This is a genomic window from Pseudomonas benzopyrenica, assembly GCF_036884265.1.
Taxonomy (GTDB): Bacteria; Pseudomonadota; Gammaproteobacteria; order Pseudomonadales; family Pseudomonadaceae; genus Chryseomonas; species Chryseomonas benzopyrenica.
Window position 1 is genome coordinate 520,001 of sequence record NZ_CP145723.1, and the last position, 23,372, is coordinate 543,372.

A 23,372-nucleotide genomic window follows, 5' to 3' on the forward strand; every position below is an offset into this window, starting at 1 on the left:
TGAGTCTTTGACTTCTCCCTACCGTCAGGTAATGAGAAGGATGCAAATGCTGACTTCTGGTCTTTGATCAGAACTGTTCTTTAAAAAATTGGGAAAGTGATAGAAGTAGACTGCATTAACTGTTTTCACTGGCAGTTAGTGTCGTCAAGGTAAAATCTTGCGAACTCAAGCGCAAGTTTTCGGCGAAATGTCGTCTTCACTCATTTAACGCCCTGCAGATCGGTAGCGTCCTTGTGACGCCGGCGAGATTGCTTGGGGTTATATGGTCAAGTGAAGAAGCGCATACGGTGGATGCCTTGGCAGTCAGAGGCGATGAAAGACGTGATAGCCTGCGATAAGCTTCGGTGAGGTGGCAAATGACCTGTGACCCGGAGATCTCTGAATGGGGGAACCCACCTAGCATAAGCTAGGTATCTTAACCTGAATCCATAGGGTTAAGAGGCGAACCAGGGGAACTGAAACATCTAAGTACCCTGAGGAAAAGAAATCAACCGAGATTCCCTTAGTAGTGGCGAGCGAACGGGGACCAGCCCTTAAGTTGATTTGAGAGTAGCGGAACGCTCTGGAAAGTGCGGCCATAGTGGGTGATAGCCCTGTACGCGAAACGCTCTTATCAATGAAATCGAGTAGGACGGGGCACGAGAAACCCTGTCTGAATATGGGGGGACCATCCTCCAAGGCTAAATACTCCTGACTGACCGATAGTGAACCAGTACCGTGAGGGAAAGGCGAAAAGAACCCCGGAGAGGGGAGTGAAATAGAACCTGAAACCGTATGCGTACAAGCAGTGGGAGCCTACTTTGTTAGGTGACTGCGTACCTTTTGTATAATGGGTCAGCGACTTATTTTCAGTGGCGAGCTTAACCGAATAGGGGAGGCGTAGCGAAAGCGAGTCTTAATAGGGCGTTTAGTCGCTGGGAATAGACCCGAAACCGGGCGATCTATCCATGAGCAGGTTGAAGGTTAGGTAACACTGACTGGAGGACCGAACCCACTTCCGTTGAAAAGGCAGGGGATGACTTGTGGATCGGAGTGAAAGGCTAATCAAGCTCGGAGATAGCTGGTTCTCCTCGAAAGCTATTTAGGTAGCGCCTCATGTATCACTCTGGGGGGTAGAGCACTGTTTCGGCTAGGGGGTCATCCCGACTTACCAAACCGATGCAAACTCCGAATACCCAGAAGTGCCGAGCATGGGAGACACACGGCGGGTGCTAACGTCCGTCGTGAAAAGGGAAACAACCCAGACCGTCAGCTAAGGTCCCAAAGTCCTGGTTAAGTGGTAAACGATGTGGGAAGGCTTAGACAGCTAGGAGGTTGGCTTAGAAGCAGCCACCCTTTAAAGAAAGCGTAATAGCTCACTAGTCGAGTCGGCCTGCGCGGAAGATGTAACGGGGCTCAAACCAGGCACCGAAGCTACGGGTATCACCTTTGGTGATGCGGTAGAGGAGCGTTCTGTAAGCCTGTGAAGGTGAGTTGAGAAGCTTGCTGGAGGTATCAGAAGTGCGAATGCTGACATGAGTAACGACAATGCGAGTGAAAAACTCGCACGCCGAAAGACCAAGGGTTCCTGCGCAACGTTAATCGACGCAGGGTGAGTCGGTCCCTAAGGCGAGGCTGAAAGGCGTAGTCGATGGGAAACGGGTTAATATTCCCGTACTTCTAGTTACTGCGATGGGGGGACGGAGAAGGCTAGGCCAGCTTGGCGTTGGTTGTCCAAGTTTAAGGTGGTAGGCTGACTGTTTAGGTAAATCCGGACAGTTAAGGCCGAGAGCTGATGACGATCCTTCTTTTAGAAGGAGAAGTGGTTGATGCCATGCTTCCAGGAAAAGCCTCTAAGCTTCAGGTAACTAGGAACCGTACCCCAAACCGACACAGGTGGTCGGGTAGAGAATACCAAGGCGCTTGAGAGAACTCGGGTGAAGGAACTAGGCAAAATGGCACCGTAACTTCGGGAGAAGGTGCGCCGGTGAGGGTGAAGGGTTTACCCCGTAAGCTCATGCCGGTCGAAGATACCAGGCCGCTGCGACTGTTTATTAAAAACACAGCACTCTGCAAACACGAAAGTGGACGTATAGGGTGTGACGCCTGCCCGGTGCCGGAAGGTTAATTGATGGGGTTAGCGCAAGCGAAGCTCTTGATCGAAGCCCCGGTAAACGGCGGCCGTAACTATAACGGTCCTAAGGTAGCGAAATTCCTTGTCGGGTAAGTTCCGACCTGCACGAATGGCGTAACGATGGCGGCGCTGTCTCCACCCGAGACTCAGTGAAATTGAAATCGCTGTGAAGATGCAGTGTATCCGCGGCTAGACGGAAAGACCCCGTGAACCTTTACTGTAGCTTTGCACTGGACTTTGAGCTTGCTTGTGTAGGATAGGTGGGAGGCTTTGAAGCGTGGACGCCAGTCTGCGTGGAGCCATCCTTGAAATACCACCCTGGCAACCTTGAGGTTCTAACTCTGGTCCGTCATCCGGATCGAGGACAGTGTATGGTGGGCAGTTTGACTGGGGCGGTCTCCTCCTAAAGAGTAACGGAGGAGTACGAAGGTGCGCTCAGACCGGTCGGAAATCGGTCGTAGAGTATAAAGGCAAAAGCGCGCTTGACTGCGAGACAGACACGTCGAGCAGGTACGAAAGTAGGTCTTAGTGATCCGGTGGTTCTGTATGGAAGGGCCATCGCTCAACGGATAAAAGGTACTCCGGGGATAACAGGCTGATACCGCCCAAGAGTTCATATCGACGGCGGTGTTTGGCACCTCGATGTCGGCTCATCACATCCTGGGGCTGAAGCCGGTCCCAAGGGTATGGCTGTTCGCCATTTAAAGTGGTACGCGAGCTGGGTTTAGAACGTCGTGAGACAGTTCGGTCCCTATCTGCCGTGGACGTTTGAGATTTGAGAGGGGCTGCTCCTAGTACGAGAGGACCGGAGTGGACGAACCTCTGGTGTTCCGGTTGTCACGCCAGTGGCATTGCCGGGTAGCTATGTTCGGAAGAGATAACCGCTGAAAGCATCTAAGCGGGAAACTTGCCTCAAGATGAGATCTCACTGGAGCCTTGAGCTTCCTGAAGGGCCGTCGAAGACTACGACGTTGATAGGTCGGGTGTGTAAGCGCTGTGAGGCGTTGAGCTAACCGATACTAATTGCCCGTGAGGCTTGACCATATAACACCCAAACAATCTGACCGCGGTCAGAGCGTGAGGAAGACGACGCCGAAAACGGGCGCGTGGGTTCGCAAGACCCAAGACGAGTTGTCTACTTCGATCACCGACCCAATTGGGCCAGCCAGGTAAGCTCCAACGCCTGGCCAGCCAACCGAATTGCTTGACGAACATAGAGCATTGGAACCACCTGATCCCTTCCCGAACTCAGAAGTGAAACGATGCATCGCCGATGGTAGTGTGGGGTTTCCCCATGTGAGAGTAGGTCATCGTCAAGCGCCTAACACCCAGCACCCCCGCTCAGATCACTCTGACGGGGGTGTTGTCTTTGCGGCGGGAAAAGTTTGGCCGGACGCCAAGGCGTTTGGGCGGATGGGGAGTAGCGCAGGCCGGTAGCCTAGGTGCTTGCGGTTGCCCTCACCCTAGCCCTCTCCCGGGGGGGAGAGGGGACCAGGAGCGGTGCGGCTGGGAGCTTGAGGGCTAAACGATAGACAAGGTGTGCTTGGGGCCTGCAAGAGCAAGAGCGCAGACAGCCCGGCTGCGCCGGGCTGTCGTGTTTGAAGCGCGGCAAGGGCCCGGCGTAGGTTGGCGCTGAGCGCAGCGAAGCCCAACGATCAGGTCTGCTGCAGGGATCAAGCGAGCGGCGGCGGAGTGTTGACGGGGCGAGGTTGGCTTCCGAATGTTGGGCTTCGCTGTGCTCAGCCCAACCTACGACAGCGTTACGAGAGCAACAAAAAGCCCGGCATGTGCCGGGCTTTTTGCGTTCTGGAAGGGCTCAAGCGGGGTCGGGCAGGGCCAAGTCGCGTTTGGCGATGTACTTCCAATCGGCCTCATCTATGTAGATGCCACCCGGACCGCTGCCACCTTCGAGGTCGATGGCGACCTGAGCGCTGACCTGGGGTTTGACGCTGGCCAGGATGGGCACGAAGCCCAACTGTTGGCTGGTCTCGATCAGGGCCTGCTGGTTGCGTTCGTCGATGTCGGCGGCTTCGTCCAGGTAGTAGGGCAGACGGATCTTGGCGGCCTGCTCCCGGTCCATCAGGTGCAGCAACAGGTACATGTTGGTGAGCGCCTTGATGGTCATGGTGGTGCCATTGGACGCGGCGCCGTCGATGTCGGTGTGCAGGATTGGCTGACCACCCTGCTTGGTGATCTCGAAGGCCAGTTCGAAGAGGTCCTTGAGGCCGAGCTGGTTGCCATTGGCAGCTACCAGGCGGGCCAGGTATTCCTTGGCGTCCTCGTTCTTCTGGTCCTGGCTGCTGTCCTGGGTGAGATCGAACACCGACAGGGTCTCGCCTTCCTCGTACTGACCCGCACTGTGGATGATCTGATCGATGTGCTTGAGCGCTTCCTTATTGGGCGCCAGGACGATGCGGAAGCTCTCCAGGTTGGAGACCTGCTTGCGGTTGATCTCGCGGTTGAACAGCTGCAGCTGGTGTTCGAGGTTGTCGTAGTCGCTGCGGATGTTTCTCAGGGTGCGGGCGATATCGGTGACGGCGGCGCGGCGGGCCTTGGCCAGGGTCAGGGCTTCGTCCTGACGATGGGCATAGGCATTGACCAGCAGCTGCAGGCGACGCTCGGGGTCTTCCTCGTTATCGAACTTGGCGACACCCTTGAGGCGGACCTGGGCATAGAGCGCCTCGATCTGGGTGTCGGCGCGCTGCAGGGCCTGCCAGGTGTCCTGGTAGTCGTTGAGCAGCGGCAGCAGGTTCTCTAGGGAATCGTCCACCGCTTCCATGAAGGGCGTGCCCTGGGGCAGGTCGGTGGGCAGCAGCTGGCGGCGGCGCAGGGCCTCGGCCAGGGTGCGGTCCTTGGCTTCCAGGTCGGCCAGCTGGCGGCCGATCAGCTGCAGCTTGGCAGAGAGTTGCTGGACGCGTTCGGTGAAGGCGTCACCAGCGCGCCTCAGTTCGTCCTGGGCGGCTTCCAGCTGGGCCAACTGTTCGAGTTTTTCGTTTTCTTCGGCGCCGAGGGTCTGGCAGCGGCGGAAATCTTCCAGGGCCTTCTGGGCATCCAGGACCTGCTGGTAGAGGGCTTCGGCCTGCGCCTTGCTGGCCTGGCGGTCAAAGCTGACGCCCTGCTGGGCCTTGAGTTGCTTGAGTTCGCGCTCTAGGCGATCTTTCTGGTCGCGCAAGGCGGCACGGTCGGCCAGGGCCTGCAGGGTGGGCGGCTCGATCCCCGAAAGGTCGAGGGACAGGCCCGGCAGTTCGAGGTGATCGCCCTGAAAACGTGCCAGGATGCCTTCGAAGGTCTTTACCCAACTGCCGTCTTCGGCCAATTCGACGCCCTTGGCGCCCAGCGGCAGACTGAACAGCTGACCGTTGAACAGTCGCATCAGGCGGTCGACGTCGGCCTGGCTGAATTCCTCACGCAACCGGGCGTAGCTGTTGTTGTCGGCGTGATCCAGTTGCTGGCGAATACCCTTGAGGCGCTGTTCCAGTTCGCGGACGCGCTGGTCGAGGTCTTCGCTACTGAACTGACGCGCCTGGGAAAGGGCGCCGGCCAGCTCGTCATGGGCGTCCTTGGCCGCCAGCAGCTGAGCTTCCAGAGGCGCGGTGGAGTCCACCAGGGCGAAGCGGTGCTTGAGCTGGGCCAGGTCGGCGAGCCAGCGCTGCAGGCTGCTGATCTCGCGCTCGCGGCGCATCAGCTCACTGGTGCCGTCGCGCTGGCTCTGCTGCAGGCCGTCTTGTTCCTGGCGGTAGTGCTCGGTCTGGGCCAGCAGCTCGTCGCGACGGTCGATCGCGTAGTGCTGCCAGGTGCCGAGCAGACTGTCGAGCAGGGGCGAAAGGCGATGCAGCTTGCCTCTCAGGTGATCGCGCTGTTCGACGCCCTTGGCCAGGGCTTCCACCAGGGGGCCGGCGGCCACCAGGGACTGATAGTCCTGCTCCATGCGGCGCACGTCGCGGAAGGCTTCCTCGCAGGCGGCGATGTAGTCGACGCTGCCGGATCTCAGGCTGTGCTCGAAGGCGTCGAGAAACAGCTGCTTGAGCTTGGCGGCGGTAATCTCGCGCATGTGCAGCAGATTGATGAACAGGGCGCGGAAGGTCTTGAGACTCTGTTCGCTGGTGGATCGGAGCGGAATCAGGGTCAGGTCCAGCGGAATGCTGGTATGGCCGCCGACCAGCAGGCGGCGCAACTCCTCGGGTTTGACCTCGTAGGCCTTGAGGCCGGCACGCTCCAGGCTGGCGAAGAGCTCGCGCTGGCGCAGGCAGGCACCGTCACGTTGATAGTGGGCCAGGTCCAGCTCGCCGGCATAGGCGAAGAACTGGTGGCCGAAGCCTCCCCCCGGACCGCGACCGGCCACGCCGATGACGTGGGGGCCATGGGCCAGGCGCAATTCGATGAGGATGTAGCTGGTGTCGGTGGCGAAGTAGAACTTGCGCGACTGCTCGTTGCTGTACTTGCCGAAGCTCATGTCGGAGAGCCGCGCCAGGATGGGAAATTGCAGGGCGTTGATCGAGGCGCTCTTGCCCAGGTTGTTGGCGCCATAGACCGACAGCGGCTGTTCCAGCGGGAAGAGGCCGAGGCTGTAGCCGGCGGTGTTGAGCAGGGCGAAGCGGCTGATGCCGTAGCGGATCATAGGTCGAACTCCCGTTCTGCGGCGATGGCGCGGGCCAGGGCGGCCTCTTCGTCATCCTCGTCGGCGCTCTCCTCGGTGCTGTCCTCGTCGCCCGCAAGGGTCGGAGCCGGCAGCGGCAGGTCGCTGGCATGCAGGCCGGCAGCCAGGTCGCGGTCCTGCTGTACGGTCAGGCAGACGTCGAGGAAGCGGTGCATGGGCGGCAGGAAGCGGTAGGTGCCGTTGCTGTCCAGGGCGAAGCCGAGCTGGGTCAGGCGGCGCAGGATCTTTTCCTCCAGTTCTTCCTGGGTGGTCACCTCGGCCTGCAGGAAGAGGTCACGGTACTTGTCCAGCAGCGCCGGCAACTCGTGCCGACCCAGGGTGCCGCCGTCGAGCACGGCCAGGGGGTCGCGGCCCTGGTCGGCCAGGTGCTCGACCAGGATGAAGGTGAACAGTGCCAGGCGCTGGGCGGTCTTGTTGACCTGGGCACCCATCTGCTCGGGGACGAAGTAGTAGAAGCCGCGTGGATCGCAGACCAGTTCGAAGCCGAGGGCGCGGAACAGGGCGCGGTACTGGTCCTGTTGCTGGCTGAGCTGGGCGTAGCTTTCGGGCTCGCTGCGGGACAGGTGATAGCCCTTGAACAACTCGCGGAAGATGGGGGCGAGCTGGGTCATTTCGTTGAGATCAAGTTGCATGGGCATCGCTCGCGAGAGATCGGGCGGTCAGGGCGTAGGAGCACAGGCTGACGCGGTGTTCGAGGGTGTCGTAGTGGCGACGATCCAGCCGCTGGCGCTGGAAGCGCGTATCCCGAGACAGGCGCGAGAACCAGTAGAGCAGCTCGTCGGTGTCGCCGGCTGGCTCCTGCTCCAGCAGCCAGGCCATGAGGTCGGGCAGCGGCAGGGCGTCCTCGCAGAGATCGAGCATCTCGCGGGCGGTACGGGGCGCCGCCGGGCGCTCGGTATCGCGCTGGCGGGTGGACTGGCTGGGGAAGCGTGCCGGCTTGGGTTCGAAGCGGGCCAGGGCGTAGACATAGCTTTCCACCTGGGCGGTGGTGCCGAGGAAGACGCTCTGCGGCCGGCTGAACAGCGGCAAGGCGGCCTGGGGCACGGCGTCGAGACCCTTGCGGCGAATGGTGGCCAGGGCCAGGGCGGCGCCGCGGGTCACGGCGTTGTGCCGGCGTGCTTCTTCGCGCAACGGCAAGAGCAGTTCGCGCGCACGTCTCAGGGCCAGTTGGGCGGCATTGTGCATTTCCAGGATACGGGCCTGGGTGCGCAGCAGCAGGTCGTCGTCGACCAGGTGGCCAAGGCGCTGCTGTTCGCCCAGCAGGTGCAGGAGGACCTGCTCGACGCGATGCACCCCACGCTCGAAGGCGCCATCGGCGGCCACCAGCTGGATCATCGGCTCGACATATTCGTCCCAGGTGGCCAACACCTCGGCATAGCGTTGGCGCAGGGGAATCTGGCGGTCGCTGGTCTTGGCCCGTTCGGCGACGCCTTCCAGGGCATGGCCGTCGTTGGCGAGCTTCTTGAGGACATCGCGCACGCGCATGTCCAGCAGGCGCAGCTGGCGAACGAGATCGGGGCCGTCGCGGTTGTCGAAGGCTTCGCGGATGTGGCCGGCGAGGCGTTCCAGGTGGCGCAGGTAGGCCTCGATTTCCAGGCACAGGCCCAAGCGGTGTTCGCGCCTGAGGTAGCCGAGGAAGTCGTGGATCTGGCCATTGAGTTCGAAGCGGTTGGGGCTCTTGGCCACCGGCACCAGGATGTCGAGGCGGATCCAGGTGTCCAGCAGGGCCGTCAGGTCGGCCGGCGTGCGTTCGGGCAACTGCTCGGCGAGGCGGGCGCGCAGTTCGGCCAGGCCCAGGGTACCGCTGTCGAAGTGGGTGCACAGCGGGTCGATGAGGTGCCAGTGTTCGGCAAGGGTACGCAGGACGCGTTTGGGGTCGATCATGGCGGGGACCGCACCAGACAAAAGCGCCATTGTACTCCAGACGCCAGAGCCTTCGATGTGACCGCGGTGGGACCGATGGGCAGGGCGGCCTTTCGATCCGCGGCGATCCGGGCGACAATGCCGCCCCGCATAATCCCGCCGCGTGTCCGAAGGATCCGCCCATGTCCGACCCCGCCCCTTCCACCAGCCCCTCGCTTGCCGCCGAGGCACGTCGTCGTGCCTATCTGCAGGCGCTGCAGCTGGATGTCTGGGTGCCGCGTACGGTATTGCCCTTCGCGGCGCCTTCGCGGCCGGAGGCCCTGTGGGTCGAGGAACCGGAGGAGGCGCCTGTCGCCGCCCGGGTGGTACGCCCGGAGCCGGTAGCCAAGGCTGCGCCAGCCGCTGCAGTAGTCGAGGCACCGACTGCGAATCGTCCGCGCATCGAGATCCCGCGACCCAGCGCAGTAAAGCCGGCTGCGGCCACGGTGGTCGAGGCGGAGCCGGAGCGCGCGCCGTCACCGTCGCGCGAGCCGGCGCCGCGCTTCGCCTTGCAGCTGTTGCAGGCCGGGCGTTGCCTGTTGCTGCTGGAATTGCCCACTGGCGATACTCTGGGTTCGCGCGATCCTGCCTATCTGTTGCTGCGGGATCTGCTGCGCGCTGCTGGCCTGCCGGATACGCCACGGATCGTCAGCGAAGAACCCATTCGCTGGCCGCTGCTCAACAGCGGTCAACTCGACCAGGGGCCGGCCGCGGCCTGCGAATTCGTGCAGAGCTTCGTCTCGGGGCACCAGGAGCGCCTGGGCGAGGGCCTGGGGCTCTGGCTGATCGGCGGCGCGGCGCGGCGCTGCGGTGGCGTCGAGGATGCGCAGCTCACCGGTGTGGAACAGGACACCGCCCTGGGACCGGCCTGGCTGGTGCCAGGGCTGGATATCTTGATGGAAGAGCCGACTGCCAAGGCCAGGCTCTGGCAAGCCATGCGCCTGCAGCGGCGCCGCTGGATGGAACAGCAATGAACGATGCGGTGAGCTTTCGGCGGATGACCGAAGCCGATCTGAACACGGTATTGAAGATCGAATATCAGGCCTTCAGCCACCCCTGGACCCGCGGCATCTTCCTGGATGCGCTCAAGTCCTACGACTGCTGGGTGATGACGGCCGGCGAGCAGCAGGTGGGGCATGGAGTGATCAACGTCATTCTCGACGAAGCTCATCTGCTCAATATCACCATCAAGCCGGAAAGCCAGGGGCGCGGTCTCGGTCTGCGCCTGCTGGAGCATCTGCTGCAGGAAGCGCGCAAGGCCAAGGCCAACGAGTGCTTTCTGGAGGTGCGCGCCAGCAATCAGTCGGCCTACCGGCTGTACGAACGCTATGGCTTCAACGAGATCGGCCGCCGGCGGGACTATTATCCCGCGGTCGGCGGCCGGGAAGATGCGCTGGTGATGGCCTGTACGCTGCTCGACTAGGCCGTCAGCGGTTTTTAGTGATCGGCGCGTTTTTCGTCCAGATCCAGGCTGGTGTCACCGGCAAGGTCTTCGTCGTTGGCGTCCAGATCGGCGTAGCGGGCGTCCCGTTGGGTTTCGGCTTCGTTGGGCTCGTCGGCCTCGCCGTCCCACGCCTGGCCGTCCAGGGGATGGCTGCGACCCAATTCGGCTTCGTCCTGGCCCGAGCCGCCGCCGATATCCGTGTCTTCGACCACGCTCAGCTCCTTGTCATTGGGCCAGGCATCGCCGTAGTCGGTCGGCGAACGGGCGCCGGTCTCGTCCAGCAGGGTTTCCGGACTGGCGTCGTCCATGGTCGGTTGATGATCCAGGGTTTCGCCACCGGTCATGCCGGCCTGGCGCACGCGCTCCTCGGGGAATTGGCCTGCATAGTCGCGCTCGTCCATTTCGTCGCCGATGCGACCACCGCGCTCGTCCTTGCGGTCGCTGAAGTCGAGTTCGCGCATGTCGCCCATGCGGTCCTGGATGTCATCGATCTCTTCGGGGGTCTTGGTGATGTCGGGCTTGTTCATGGTGGTCTCCAAAGGCAGGGCTGCTAGAGCATCTCCCTGAATCCGACTACGCGTCGGCAAGGGGAATTCCTCGGCGCCGCCGGAAGGTGTGAACGAACCATACGGTGACCCGGCAGTCGTACCTTCCATGATCGACCTCGACAGCCTCACCTCATCGGGCCAACCGCTGGCCTTCTTCTTCGATCTGGATGGCACCCTGGCAGAATTGCAGCCACGTCCGGAACAGGTTTTCATTCCCGCCGAAACCCTCGCTGCCCTCGAACAGCTGGCGCGCCACCATGGCGTCGCCGTGGTTTCCGGGCGGCCGCTAGCCGAGATTGATGGCTTCACGGCGCCGCTGCGGCTGGCCGCGGCTGGGGTGCATGGCGCCGAATGGCGCGATCCCCAAGGCAAGACCCATCGGGTGACCCTGGACGCTGAGATGCTGGCGCAAGTCGGTGCCCGTCTAGAAGCGGCCCTGGCCGAACATCCGGACCTGCTGCTCGAACGCAAGAGCGTGGCCTTCGCCCTGCACTATCGCCAGGCGCCGGACAAGGAAGCCCTGGTACGCGAACTGGCCGAAGGCATCGCGGCCGACCATCCCGAATTCAAGTTGCAGCCGGGCAAGTGCGTCTTCGAACTTAAGCCCGCTGCGGCGAGCAAGGGCGAAGCCATCGCTCGTTTTCTCGAACTGGAACCCTTTGCCGGCTGCCTGCCGGTGTTTCTCGGTGATGATCGCACCGATGAAGAGGGGTTCGCCGTCGTCAATGCGCGAGGCGGTCTGACCGTCAAGGTAGGGGAGGGGGAGACGGTCGCCAAGACCCGCCTGCCTTCGGTCCAAGCGGTAGCCCTCTGGCTGCAACAGCTGAGCCGCGACCTCGCGCCACATTATAAGCAAGGAGATTAGGATGAGCCGTTTAGTGGTGGTATCGAATCGGGTCGCCCCGATCGAAGAAGGCAAGGCGACCGCGGGTGGTCTGGCGGTGGGCGTGCTGGACGCCCTGCGCAAGTCGGGTGGCATCTGGTTCGGCTGGAACGGCGAGACGGTCAAGGAAAACGGGCCGGCCAAGACCCAGACCAAGGACAATATCGACTACGTAACCTTCGGCCTGACCAAGCGTGACTACGACCACTATTACCGCGGCTTTTCCAACGCCACTCTCTGGCCGATCTTCCATTACCGGATCGATCTGGCGCGCTACAACCGCGAAGAGTACGACGGCTATCGACGCGTCAACATGGCCATGGCCGAGCGCCTCAAGCCCCTGCTCAAGACCGATGACATCATCTGGGTGCACGATTACCACCTGATTCCCTTCGCCGAAGCCTGCCGCATGCTGGGCATTCGCAACCGTATCGGGTTCTTCCTGCACATTCCTTTCCCGGCGCCGGAAATCCTCACCGCGATTCCGCCGCACAACGAATTGCTCAAGACCCTGTGCTTCTATGACCTGATCGGCTTCCAGACCGATACCGACCAGCTGGCCTTCCAGGACTACATCACCCGCGAAGTACGCGGCGTGCTGGAAAAGGATGGCAGTCTGACCGCCTACGGTCACAACTTCCGGGTTGGCGTCTATCCCATCGGCGTGATGCCGGACGTCATCCAGAAGCAGGCCGAGTCCTATCGCACGCGGCGCCAGTTCATCTCGCGCAGTATCGAAGGCGTGCCCTACAAGACCATCGTCAGCGTCGACCGGCTCGACTACTCCAAAGGTCTGGTGGAGCGCTTCCAGGCGTTCGAGAAGCTGCTGGAGCATTTCCCCGAGCATCATCGGGCGGTGCAGTTCGTGCAGATCGCGCCCTCGTCGCGGGCGGACGTGGTCTCCTACCAGAACATCCGCCGCCAGCTGGAGAGCCATGCCGGCCATATCAACGGCCACTTCTCCGAGCTGGACTGGACACCGATCCGCTACCTGAACAAGAGCTATGACCGGCGCACGGTGATGGGGTTGTTCCGCTCTTCCGACGTGGGTCTGGTGACCCCGCTGCGAGATGGCATGAACCTGGTGGCCAAGGAGTACGTGGCGGCCCAGGATCCGGAGAATCCCGGCGTGCTGGTGCTGTCGCGCTTCGCTGGTGCGGCGCGCGAACTCAATTCGGCGTTGATCGTGAATCCCTATGACCATGTCGGCATGGCCGAGGCGCTGGACCGGGCGCTGCGCATGCCGCTGGAAGAGCGTAAGTCGCGCTACGAAGACATGATGCGGGTGATTCGCAAGGCGGATCTGGCCTCTTGGCGCGACAACTTCCTGCGCGACCTCCGCGCCTTCAGCTCCAAGGCGCTGGTGCAGTCCATCGAGACTAAGGACGCAGCTGGCGAAGAGGTCGACAGCAAGCAGAAGGTCGCCCTGTAAGCTTTTCGCGGTGCGATTGAGCCCGGCTTAGGCCGGGCTTTTTCATGGGGCGGGAAAGGCTTTCTTACGCTGCGGCTGGGGAGCGACCGGGCGGTCGGGCCCTCACCCTAGCCCTCTCCCAAAGGGAGAGGGGACGAAGAGCGGGGCCCTCACTCGGAGGGAGACGGGACCCAGAGCGGTGCGGGCTGTAGCCGTGATCTCCAGGAAAGGAAAAATCCGGGCAATAAAAAAGGGCCAGCTTACGCTGACCCTTGGAAATAGGTGGTGGCTACGCAGGGACTTGAACCCCGGACCCCAGCATTATGAATGCTATGCTCTAACCAGCTGAGCTACGTAGCCATCCGAGGCGCGCATTATTGGCAAGGCGCCGGTGGCTGTCAAGCCTTCTGCTCAAGAAATTTCTGTTTGTCGATCAAGCGTTTGCGCGGCGCTGTCTCAGCGTAGCCAATGCTTGTCTACGTACTTTTGAATCTCCTGACGCATGAAACGCCCCGACTCATCGGCGCGTTCTTCCCAGCCGAACACACAGGACGTGACGATGCCGTCGAAGCCCACCTTGGCCAGCGAGGAAAAGAACAGGTCCCAGTCGATCTCGCCCTGGTACATGTTCATATGCTGATGCACGCTTACCTGGGCACCTGGCGGATTGACGATATAGCGCAGGCCTGAGGAAGCCTTGTGGTTCCAGGTATCGGCAATGTGCACGTGGCCGATCAGCGAGCCGGCATCCGCGATCATCTGGGCCATGTCGTCGCCGAAGTAGAAGGTGTGGGGCGCGCAATAAAGAAATTTGACGTTGGCGGACCCGATGCTTTTGAGCATGTCGATGGCCGGATGCAATGTCTCGCACCAGTCTTCCGGATGCGGCTCCATGTTCAGGGTGATGCCTTCGCGCTCGAAGATCGGGACCAGCTCTTCCATCGAGCGCCACCAGGCCGCTTCGCTGGACTCATGACTATGGCTGCCGCCACAGCAACTGATCTTGTGACCGCGCTCGGGCGAGGGACCACGACCGAATTCGGAATTCATGGTGTCGCAGCCTAGCTCCACCGCTACCTGGATGGCTTCCTTCCAGTAATTGACTGCGGCCTGGCGTTCGTCCTCGTGGGGACTGGCCCAGCGGTACATGGGCAGTAGCGAGGCGACCTGCAGACCATGGTCCTTGAGCGCTTTTTTGAGTTCGGCGATGCGCTCCGAATGTGCTCGCGGACGCTTCCACCAGGGTAGGAAGTCTTCCCTCGGCGAGAGCTCCAGATATTCGAAGCCGGACTCCGCTACCCGCCGACAGGTCTCCGCGAGGCTCAGGTTGCGATACATGTAGGGATCAATGGCGATCTTCATGGCATGACTCCTGGATACGATGATCTTGAAGGTGAATGGCGAGCAGTGGCATCAGCCCAGCTTGCGGAAGTAGCGTTCGAGGGATTCCAACGAGTGGCCGCGGGTCTCTGGCAGGTAGCGGAACACGAAGGTCAAGGCCACCAGTCCTAGCGCGAAGAACAGGAAGAAGGTGGTGGAGATGCTGAACCAGGCCACCAGTTGCAGGAAGAAGAAACCCACCAGGAAGTTGACCAGCCACAGTACGAAGCCGGACATGCCCAAGGCGAAGCCGCGGATGCGCATGGGGAAGATCTCCGCCAGCATCAGCCAGGTCACTGGCGAGATGGCGCCTTGCTGGAAAGCCAGAAAAGCCACGGTCAGGGAGAGAATGGCGAAGCCGCGGGTAAGGCCCGGCTCGAGGATCAGGGACAGCACCCCGATCAGCAGCAGCGAGGAGGTGGTACCGAGCAGACCGATCAGCAGCATGGGGCGGCGGTTGACCCGGCCCAACAACCAGATGCCGACGAAGGTGGCCACCACCGAGATGGCGCCATTGGCGACGTTGGCGATCAGAGCGCCCTTCGTTGCGAACCCGGAATCGGTGAGGATCTGGGTGCCGTAGTACATGATGGAGTTGACCCCGGTGATCTGCTGGGTAACGGCGATGCCCAGGCCGATGAGAAAGACGCGGCGGATCCAGGGGGTCTTGAGGTCGGCCCAGCCACCTTCACCCTGGCGGGCGTCGTCTTCGGCCTGCTGGCGAACTTCACGAGCTTCAGCTTGAGCGTGGTGCTCCTCGCGAATCTGGCGCAGGGTGCGCAACATCTCGCCGAAGCGTCCCTTGGAGGCCAGCCAGCGTGGGCTCTCCGGCACGCTGAGCATGCCGATCCACAACACGATGGCGGGAAGGGTGGCGATCACCAGCATCCAGCGCCAGGTGTGGTCGCCGTCGTAGAAATTGGCGATCAGGGCGTTGTTGGTGAAGGCCAGCAACTGACCGGTGACGATCATCAGCTCCTGACGGGTAACCAGCTGCCCGCGTAAATGCTTGGGAGCCATCTCGGCCAGGTAGACCGGCACGGTGACCGAGGCGCCGCCTACGGCAAGACCAAGCACGAAGCGGGCGAGCACCATCGTGGCGGTATTGGGCGCGAAGGTGCAGCCCAGGGTGCCCAGCATGAAGATGAACGAGAGCAGCAGAATGATGCGCCGGCGGCCATGGGCGTCGGAAAAACGTCCGCTGACGATCGAGCCCAGGGCTGCGCCGAATACCAGTGAGGAGACCACTAGGCTTTCGGTGAGCGGGGTCAGGTGCAGGTCGTTCTTGATGAAGGGCAGGGCGCCGTTGATGACGCCGGTATCGTAGCCGAACAGCAGGCCGCCAAAGGTGGCGATGGTGGTGATGACCTGGAGTTTGCGACTACTGGGGGTGGCACCGGCGGGCGATGCGGTGCCGGCCAGAGCGATCTTGCTGGTTTCCATGGAAAGAGCCTCGACGAGTCGTGAAAAGAGGGGGACTAGGCGAGAGCTGAGGGCGGCCGACCGAGCGGAAGGGCTTGGACTGACAGCGTGCAGTGAGGGGGCATGGGCATGAGGACTCCTTGTTGTTCTTGTCGACCGAGGCGCGGGAGTGATCGGCCATCGAAAGGCTTGGCCTCATCCTAGGCACAGGTCTTCGCTCATGCAATTAAAATATCGTTTATATCCTTTTAGAAAATATTTTCTAAAAAATGGACGAGGCTTCTTCGAGAGCGGAAGGTCTGCTCTGGCCCGCCCTTATCAAGCTAGTCGTCTTCTTCCTGAGTCAGCTGAATCTCATCCATCTTCAATTCCAGGCGATAGCCAAGGGCCAGGAACAGCGCCTGACAAAGGCACAGGGTGGCACTCAACGATCGGAAGGCGAAGGCGCTGCCTTCATTGACCAGTAGCAGCGCGCTGGCGCGCTTGGCCAGGGGCGAGAGGTTGCTGTCGGTGATGATCAGCGTCTTGGCCTTGTGGTGCTGGGCAATGCGCACGCATTGCTGACTTTCCTTGCCATAGGGGCTGAAGCTGATGGCGATCAGCAGGTCGCCCTGGGCGATGCTGCGCATCTGCTCGCGATAGCCGCCGCCCAGCCCGGTGATGAGGTGGATGCGCTTGTTGGTGTGCTGCAGGTTGTAGACCAGGTAATCGGCTACGGCGAAGGAGCGACGCACCCCCACCACATAGATGTTCTCGGCGTTCACCAGCAGGTCGACGGCCTTGGCGAAGGCGGCGTCGTCCAGTTCTTCGGCCAGTCGATCCAGGCCTGAGCGGGTGGCGTTGATGCACTCGCGAGCCAGATCGCCGCTGCTGGCCCGCTGGCTCTTGTTGGCGATCATGTTGCGGATGCGCTGCTGGTAGTTCTGCACCGGCGTGGTCTTGTGGGTGTAGGCCTCGCGAAACAGTGCCTGCATTTCGCTGAAGCCCTTGAAACCGAAGCGCTGGGAGAAGCGCACGATGGCTGAAGGATGGACTTCGCACTGGCTGGCAATGTCGCTGATGCGATCGACCATGACCCTGTCGCTCTGCTGGCTGACATAGGCCGCAACGCGCTTGAGCTGGCGTGGCAGGGCGTCGTAATCGCGGGTGATACAGGCCAGCAGTTGCTCGACATTGCCAGGCGGATCGGCCAGCGGAGCGCTGCTGGTAACGTCGTCGGCCAGGGAATCAGAGGGCATGGGCAATCTCACGGTGGGATTCTTATGTCGGCAACTTAACCCATTCGGCGGGTGGCGTCGAAGTCGGGTACCGGTCCAGGCGTCTTCCGGATATGGAAATTAAATTCCATAAATAATCATGTGGAATTTTTGTTGATTTGTTGGTGGCGGCGTTCTAGCCTGAGCTCACTTCAAAACGTATTCGGCCCTCGGGTACGAACGGTCGGCCGATAACAATAAGCAGGAGCCACCAATGGGTGACAATTTCTTCGCCAGTGGACGCCAGTTCGACGTGATCTGCCTCGGGCGGCTGGGCGTCGACCTCTATGCGCAGCAGATCGGCGCGCCACTGGAAGACGTCAGCAGCTTCGCCAAGTACCTGGGCGGGTCCTCCGCCAACATCGCCTTCGGCACTGCGCGCCTGGGGTTGAAGTCGGCGATGCTGACCCGGGTCGGCGATGACCATATGGGCCGTTTCCTGACCCAGACCCTGGCGCGCGAAGGCTGCGACACTCGCGGCGTTCGGGTGGATCGCGAGCGCCTCACCGCCATGGTGCTGCTGGGCATCAAGGACCGCGAGACCTTTCCTCTGGTGTTCTATCGCGAGAATTGCGCCGATATGGCGCTGGGCGTGGACGACATCGACGAGGCCTTCATCGCCAGCAGCAAGGCGCTGTTGATCACCGGTACCCACTTCTCCACCGAGGGCGTGTTCCAGGCCAGCAGCCGGGCCCTGGACTATGCCGAGCGCAATGGCGTGAAGCGGGTGCTGGACATCGATTACCGCCCGGTGCTCTGGGGCCTTACCGGCAAGGCCGATGGCGAGACCCGTTTCATCGCCAGCGCCGAAGTCAGCGCCCATGTGCAGCGCATCCTGCCGCGCTTCGACCTGGTGGTGGGCACCGAGGAGGAATTCCAGATCGCCGGGGGCAGCGAAGACCTGCTCACCGCCCTGCGCCGGGTGCGCGAGGTGACCGCGGCGACCCTGGTGGTCAAGCTCGGCGCCCAGGGCTGCACGGTGCTCCACGGCGCCATTCCGGCGCGTATCGAGGACGGCGAGATCCATCGCGGCATCCGCGTCGAGGTGCTCAATGTGTTGGGCGCGGGCGATGCCTTCATGTCCGGCTTCCTGCGCGGCTGGCTGACCGGTGGCGACGATGCCGAATGCTGCCGGCTGGCCAATGCCTGCGGCGGGCTGGTGGTGTCGCGCCACGGCTGCGCCCCGGCCATGCCGACCCTGGCCGAACTGGATTATCTCCACCACAGCCCGGTGCCCATCACCCGGCCTGATCTCGATCCCGTCCTTAATCGTCTGCATCGGGTCACCACAACTCGTCGGCAGTGGCAGCCGCTGTTCATCTTCGCCTTCGATCACCGCTACCAGCTGGTGGAAAGCGCTCAGCAGGTGGGCGCCGATCCGGCGCGCATTCCCCAACTCAAGCAGTTGTTCGTCCAGGCCATCGCCGAGGTTGAGCAGGCGCTGGCGTGCCAGGGCGTGGCGGCGGATGTCGGGCTGCTGGCCGACGAGCGCTTCGGTCAGGATGCGCTGAATGCCGCCACCGGCCGTGGCTGGTGGGTGGCCCGGCCGGTGGAATTACAGAATTCGCGGCCGCTGGCCTTCGAGCATGGCCGCTCGGTGGGCAGCACCCTGCTGAGCTGGCCGGACGAGCAGATCATCAAGTGCCTGGTGCAATTCCACCCCGATGACGAGCCGCTGCTGCGGCTGGAGCAGGAGGCCCAGCTCAGGGGGCTGTACCAGGCGGCCCAGGCCAGCGGTCACGAACTCCTGCTGGAGGTCATCCCGCCGAAGAACCATGCGTCCACCCGGCCCGACGTGCTCTACCGCGCCATCAAGCGGCTGTACAACCTGGGAATCTACCCCGACTGGTGGAAGATCGAGGCCCAGCCGGCCGGTGTCTGGCAGCAACTCGACGCCCTGATCGCCGAACGCGATCCCCATTGCCAAGGCGTAGTGCTGCTGGGCCTCAATGCCCCGGCCGAGGAACTGGCCGAAGGCTTTCGTCAGGCCAGTGCCAGTACCCGCTGCCGCGGCTTTGCCGTGGGCCGGACCATCTTCGGCCAACCGAGTCGGGCTTGGCTCGCCGGTGAGATCGACGATGCCGGGCTGATCGCCCAGGTGCGCGCCACCTTCGAATTCCTGATCCAGGCCTGGCGCGCCGCTCGCGCCTGATCGCTATCCAAGAGTAGGGCTGACATGACTGCACAACAACAACTCAAGATCGGCATCAACCCCATCTCCTGGGCCAACGACGACCTGCCGGCCCTGGGCGGTGACACCCCGCTGGAGACCATCCTGCGCGAGGGCAAGGAAATTGGCTTCCAGGGCTTCGAGCTGGGCGGCAAGTTTCCCAGCGAGCCCAAGGCCCTGGGCGAGGTGCTGGGTCAGCACGGATTGGAGCTGGTGTCCGGCTGGTATTCCAGCGGCCTGGCGCACCGTGATGTCGAGGCCGAGATCGAGGCGATCCGGCCACACTGCCGGCTGCTGGCCGAGAACGGCGCCAGGGTGCTGGTCTATGGCGAGGTGGCCGGGTCGATTCAGAGTCAGCGGGTGCCGCTGATTGAACGGCCGCGCTTCCACAACGACGCCGCCTGGCAGGCCTATGCCGAGAAGCTCGATCGGCTGGCCGCCTTCACCCTGAGCCAGGGCGTGCGCCTGGCCTATCACCACCACATGGGCGCCTACGTGGAATCGCCCGAGGACATCGCCCGGTTGCTGGCACTGACCTCCCCGGACGTCGGCCTGCTGTTCGATGCCGGTCACTGCTACATGGGCGGTGGCGATCCCTTGAGCGTGCTGCAGCAACACATCGACCGGGTCTGTCACGTGCACTTCAAGGACGTGCGCAAGGACGTGGTACAGCTGGCGCGCAACAACCAGTGGAGCTTTCCGGACTGCATCCTCAACGGCACCTTCACCGTGCCGGGGGATGGCGACATCGACTTCTCGGCGCTGCTCAAGGTGTTGGTGGCCGCCGGCTATTCAGGCTGGCTGGTGGTGGAAGCCGAGCAGGACCCGGCCGTGGCGCCGGCCTACGAATACGCCAAGAAAGGCTACGACCATCTGCGCCAACTGGTGGCGCAGGCCACTGCCTGAGGAGACCCGCGATGAATCTGCTCGTCAAAGCCGACCGGAGCGCCCGCGACATCGTCAATGTCCCGGACGGTGCTCTGGACTACGTCGGCTTCGCCGCCCACCGCCTGCAACCGGGGGAATCCCTGCCGGTGGTGGCGGGTGACCTGGAAGTCTGCATCGTGCTGCTCAGCGGCGGCGCCAGTATCGAAGGCGGGCATCCGCAACTGGGCGACTTCGCCTGGCGCGGACTGGCCGGTCGCCAGAGCGTCTTCGAGGACGTCTCGCCCTATGCCGCCTACCTGCCGCCCGGCAGCGAGGCGCGGGTGACCGCCGACAGCGCCGCTGAAGTGGCCGTCTGCACCTCGCCCGGCAATCCGGTGGTAGCAGACCGGCTGCCACCGCGGCTGATCGAGCCGGCGAGCATGCAGAGATCCACCCGTGGCAAGGGCGCCAATACCCGTTATGTCTGCGACATCCTGCCGGATACGGCGGCGGCCCATTCGCTGCTGGTGGTGGAGGTGCGCACTCCATCCGGGCATTCCTCCAGCTATCCGCCCCATCGCCATGACCGCGACAACCTGCCTTCGGAAAGTCTGCTGGAGGAGTCCTACTACCACCGTATCGATCCGGGGCAGGGGTTCATCTTCCAGCGCGTCTACACCGACGAGCGCGACCTGGATCAGGCCATGGCGGTGGAAGACCACGACGTGGTGCTGGTACCGCGCGGCTATCACCCGGTCAGCGTGCCCTATGGCTATGAGTCCTATTACCTCAACGTGATGGCCGGCCCCAAGCGCGTTTGGAAATTCCACAACGATCCGCAGCACGAGTGGCTGCTGGAGCGGTAAGTCCCCCTTCATCAGCCGCACGGCGGCTCAGACACAAGGATGCAGCACATGAGCGAAACCCCCGTCATCGGGCATTACATCAACGGCGAGATCGTGGCCCAGGCCGAGCGTTTCAGCGACGTCTTCAATCCGGCCGAAGGCGTGGTTCAGGCACGCGTCGCCCAGGCCACGGCGCAGACCGTGGAGCAGGCCGTCGCGGCGGCCAAGGCGGCCTTTCCTGCCTGGTCCGAGCAATCAGCCTTGCGCCGTTCGCGCATCCTGTTCCGCTTCAAGGAGCTGCTCGACCAGCACCACGAGGAACTGGCGGCGCTGATCACCCGCGAGCACGGCAAGGTGCTGTCCGACGCCATGGGCGAGGTGACCCGCGGCATCGAGGTGGTGGAATTTGCCTGCGGCGCGCCGCACCTGGCCAAGACCAGCTACAGCGACAACATCGGTGGCGGCATCGACAACTGGAACCTGCGCCAGCCGCTGGGTGTGTGCGCCGGCATCACCCCCTTCAACTTCCCGGTGATGGTACCGCTGTGGATGATTCCCATGGCGCTGGCCACCGGCAATACCTTCATCCTCAAGCCCTCCGAGCGCGATCCGTCCGCCAGCCTGCTGCTGGCCGAGCTGCTCAAGCAGGCCGGCCTACCCGATGGCGTGTTCAATGTGGTCCAGGGTGACAAGGTGGCGGTCGACGCCCTCCTGCAGCACCCGGACGTGGAGGCCATTTCCTTTGTCGGTTCCACACCTATCGCCGAATACATCCACCAGGAAGGCACCCGCCGCGGCAAGCGCGTCCAGGCCCTGGGCGGTGCCAAGAACCACATGATCGTGATGCCCGACGCCGACCTGGACCAGGCCGCCGACGCCCTGATCGGCGCCGGTTTCGGCTCGGCCGGCGAGCGCTGCATGGCCATCTCCATTGCCGTGGCGGTGGGTGAGGTGGGCGATGCCCTGCTCGAGAAACTCTTGCCGCGCATCGATGCCCTGCGGGTGCGCAACGGCGTGGAAGCCGATGCCGACATGGGGCCGCTGGTAACTGGGCAGCACAAGGCCAAGGTGGAGGGCTATATCACGAAAGGTGTGGAGGAGGGTGCCAAGCTGCTGGTCGATGGCCGCAACTTCAAGGTGCCCGGCGCCGAAAACGGCTTCTTCGTTGGCGCCACCCTGTTCGATGGCGTGACTCCGGAAATGACCATTTACAAGGAAGAGATCTTTGGTCCGGTACTGGGCATCGTGCGGGTACCGGATTTCGCTAGCGCGGTGGCCCTGATCAACGCCCACGAATTCGGCAACGGCGTCTCCTGCTTCACCCGCGACGGCGGCATCGCCCGCGCCTTCGCCCGCACCATCAAGGTGGGCATGGTCGGCATCAACGTACCCATCCCGGTGCCCATGGCCTGGCATTCCTTCGGTGGCTGGAAGAGATCGCTGTTCGGCGATCACCACGCCTATGGCGAGGAAGGCCTGCGCTTCTACACCCGCTACAAGAGCGTGATGCAGCGCTGGCCCGACAGCATCGCCAAGGGCGCCGAATTCAGCATGCCCACCGCCAAGTGACCCCAACCTCAACGCCCCTGGAGTACAAGAACAAATGAGTCAGCCGCTGCGTTTTGCCTTCAATCGAATCGTTGCCCCCTCTCTGGACCTTTCGGCGTTCATTCGCTTGACCAAGGCCATGGGCAGTGACGCCATTGAAATCCGTAACGATCTCAATGATGTGGAAATAGATGATGGCACTCCACCAGAGCGGGTTCGTGACCTTTGCCAAGCCGAGGGTATTCGCCTGCTGTCCATCAACGCCCTCTATCCCTTCGACGTCTGGAACGACGAACGCCGCGCCCAGACGCTGAAACTGGCTGCCTATGCCAAGGCCTGTGGCGCCGAGGGGCTGGTGATGTGCCCGCTCAATGACCGTACCGACAGCCGCGACGCCGCTCAGCGTGCCCGTGACCTGCGCACGGCCCTGAGCGAGTTGGCCCCCATTCTGCGCGACCACGGCATCCTCGGCTTCGTCGAACCGTTGGGTTTCGAAGAGTGCTCGTTGCGCCTCAAGCGGCAGGCGGTGGAGGCCATCAAGGCGGTTGGCGGACTGGACGTGTTCCGTCTGGTGCACGACACCTTCCACCATCATCTGGCGGGCGAGACCGAGTTCTTCGCCGAGCTGACTGGCCTGGTGCACATCTCCGGCGTTGAAGATGCGGACCTGCCTCTTAATCAGATTCGCGATGCGCACCGGGTACTGGTAGGTGAGGCGGATATTCTCGGCAACGCAGAGCAGATCAAGCACCTCCTCGACGACGGTTACCGCGGCTATCTCTCGTTCGAGCCCTTCGCTGCCAGCGTCCATGCACTCGCTGATCCGCAATCAGCCCTAGCGCAGAGCGTAGCCCTGTTGGAAAAACAGGTGGCTGGCGAAGCTGTCGCTGGGTGACGCGCCTCCCGGGTGGATAACTCCCGGGAGT

The 23,372-nt window shown here is 62.5% G+C and carries 16 protein-coding genes, 1 tRNA gene and 2 rRNA genes; 11 read left to right on the forward strand and 8 right to left on the reverse strand.

The genetic code is table 11. The features are described 5' to 3' along the window. Positions 1 to 264 precede the first annotated feature (264 nt). A 23S ribosomal RNA gene (locus tag V6W80_RS02475) occupies positions 265 to 3,157 on the forward strand. Positions 3,158 to 3,316: 159 nt separating this feature from the next. After that, positions 3,317 to 3,432 (forward strand): 5S ribosomal RNA (gene rrf / locus V6W80_RS02480). 497 nt (positions 3,433 to 3,929) lie between these two features. On the opposite strand, the gene mksF is transcribed toward rrf, so the two are convergent. From mksF to mksB, 3 genes are read right to left on the reverse strand one after another with little or no spacing between them, the layout of a single operon-like run. Further along, positions 3,930 to 6,731, reverse strand: coding sequence for an Mks condensin complex protein MksF (mksF, locus tag V6W80_RS02485; RefSeq protein ID WP_338545766.1), 2,802 nt, complete (start codon positions 6,729 to 6,731; stop codon positions 3,930 to 3,932). Next, the gene (mksE, locus tag V6W80_RS02490) at positions 6,728 to 7,402 is read right to left on the reverse strand and encodes an Mks condensin complex protein MksE (protein ID WP_160924161.1); all 675 of its coding nucleotides are present in this window, start codon (positions 7,400 to 7,402) and stop codon (positions 6,728 to 6,730) included. Before mksE ends, mksF begins: the two co-directional genes overlap by 4 nt. Beyond that, complete coding sequence (gene mksB, locus V6W80_RS02495; RefSeq protein ID WP_338545767.1) at positions 7,392 to 8,654, reverse strand: Mks condensin complex protein MksB; 1,263 nt, start codon at positions 8,652 to 8,654, stop codon at positions 7,392 to 7,394. Before mksB ends, mksE begins: the two co-directional genes overlap by 11 nt. 161 nt (positions 8,655 to 8,815) lie before the next feature. Between mksB and V6W80_RS02500 the strand changes: the two genes are divergently transcribed. Together V6W80_RS02500 and rimI are read left to right on the forward strand one after the other, a co-directional pair. Further along, positions 8,816 to 9,646, forward strand: a complete 831-nt coding sequence (locus V6W80_RS02500) for an energy transducer TonB (protein WP_338545768.1) — start codon at positions 8,816 to 8,818, stop codon at positions 9,644 to 9,646. Further along, the gene (rimI, locus tag V6W80_RS02505) at positions 9,643 to 10,095 is read left to right on the forward strand and encodes a ribosomal protein S18-alanine N-acetyltransferase (protein ID WP_017641143.1); all 453 of its coding nucleotides are present in this window, start codon (positions 9,643 to 9,645) and stop codon (positions 10,093 to 10,095) included. The genes V6W80_RS02500 and rimI overlap by 4 nt, the downstream gene beginning before the upstream one ends. A 14-nt stretch (positions 10,096 to 10,109) precedes the next feature. Here the strand turns inward: rimI and V6W80_RS02510 are convergent, their stop codons facing one another. After that, entirely contained in the window at positions 10,110 to 10,643 is a 534-nt protein-coding gene (locus V6W80_RS02510) for a hypothetical protein (protein ID WP_338545769.1), read from the reverse strand. A gap of 127 nt (positions 10,644 to 10,770) precedes the next feature. Between V6W80_RS02510 and otsB the strand changes: the two genes are divergently transcribed. Next, a complete protein-coding gene (gene otsB, locus V6W80_RS02515) occupies positions 10,771 to 11,529 on the forward strand; it encodes a trehalose-phosphatase (RefSeq protein ID WP_017641141.1) in 759 nt (252 codons plus the stop codon). Position 11,530: 1 nt separating this feature from the next. Continuing rightward, positions 11,531 to 12,979: an alpha,alpha-trehalose-phosphate synthase (UDP-forming) gene (gene otsA, locus V6W80_RS02520; RefSeq protein WP_338545770.1), complete on the forward strand. Its 1,449-nt coding sequence runs from the start codon at positions 11,531 to 11,533 to the stop codon at positions 12,977 to 12,979. A 262-nt stretch (positions 12,980 to 13,241) separates the two neighbouring features. On the opposite strand, the gene V6W80_RS02525 is transcribed toward otsA, so the two are convergent. The 4 genes from V6W80_RS02525 to V6W80_RS02540 all read right to left on the reverse strand — a co-directional run bounded on the left by V6W80_RS02525 (position 13,242) and on the right by V6W80_RS02540 (position 16,998). Then, positions 13,242 to 13,318 (reverse strand) — tRNA-Met (locus tag V6W80_RS02525). 96 nt (positions 13,319 to 13,414) lie between these two features. Continuing rightward, complete coding sequence (locus V6W80_RS02530) at positions 13,415 to 14,320, reverse strand: sugar phosphate isomerase/epimerase family protein (protein ID WP_064309345.1); 906 nt, start codon at positions 14,318 to 14,320, stop codon at positions 13,415 to 13,417. Positions 14,321 to 14,371: 51 nt separating this feature from the next. Next, positions 14,372 to 15,781, reverse strand: coding sequence for a sugar porter family MFS transporter (locus V6W80_RS02535; protein WP_338545771.1), 1,410 nt, complete (start codon positions 15,779 to 15,781; stop codon positions 14,372 to 14,374). Between the two features lie 302 nt (positions 15,782 to 16,083). After that, positions 16,084 to 16,998: a MurR/RpiR family transcriptional regulator gene (locus V6W80_RS02540; protein ID WP_007161507.1), complete on the reverse strand. Its 915-nt coding sequence runs from the start codon at positions 16,996 to 16,998 to the stop codon at positions 16,084 to 16,086. Positions 16,999 to 17,230: 232 nt separating this feature from the next. Here V6W80_RS02540 and V6W80_RS02545 point away from each other — a divergent pair, with 232 nt between their 5' ends. The 5 genes from V6W80_RS02545 to V6W80_RS02565 are packed head-to-tail and all read left to right on the forward strand — an operon-like array spanning position 17,231 to position 23,341. Further along, on the forward strand, positions 17,231 to 19,168 hold the full coding sequence (locus V6W80_RS02545) for a bifunctional 5-dehydro-2-deoxygluconokinase/5-dehydro-2-deoxyphosphogluconate aldolase (RefSeq protein WP_338545772.1): 1,938 nt from the start codon (positions 17,231 to 17,233) through the stop codon (positions 19,166 to 19,168). 24 nt (positions 19,169 to 19,192) lie between these two features. Then, positions 19,193 to 20,092: a myo-inosose-2 dehydratase gene (gene iolE, locus V6W80_RS02550; protein WP_338545773.1), complete on the forward strand. Its 900-nt coding sequence runs from the start codon at positions 19,193 to 19,195 to the stop codon at positions 20,090 to 20,092. Positions 20,093 to 20,103: 11 nt separating this feature from the next. Then, positions 20,104 to 20,919, forward strand: coding sequence for a 5-deoxy-glucuronate isomerase (gene iolB, locus V6W80_RS02555; RefSeq protein WP_093254363.1), 816 nt, complete (start codon positions 20,104 to 20,106; stop codon positions 20,917 to 20,919). Between the two features lie 48 nt (positions 20,920 to 20,967). Further along, positions 20,968 to 22,467, forward strand: coding sequence for a CoA-acylating methylmalonate-semialdehyde dehydrogenase (locus tag V6W80_RS02560; protein WP_338545774.1), 1,500 nt, complete (start codon positions 20,968 to 20,970; stop codon positions 22,465 to 22,467). Positions 22,468 to 22,501: 34 nt separating this feature from the next. After that, positions 22,502 to 23,341, forward strand: a complete 840-nt coding sequence (locus tag V6W80_RS02565; RefSeq protein ID WP_064309339.1) for a TIM barrel protein — start codon at positions 22,502 to 22,504, stop codon at positions 23,339 to 23,341. Positions 23,342 to 23,372 lie beyond the last annotated feature (31 nt).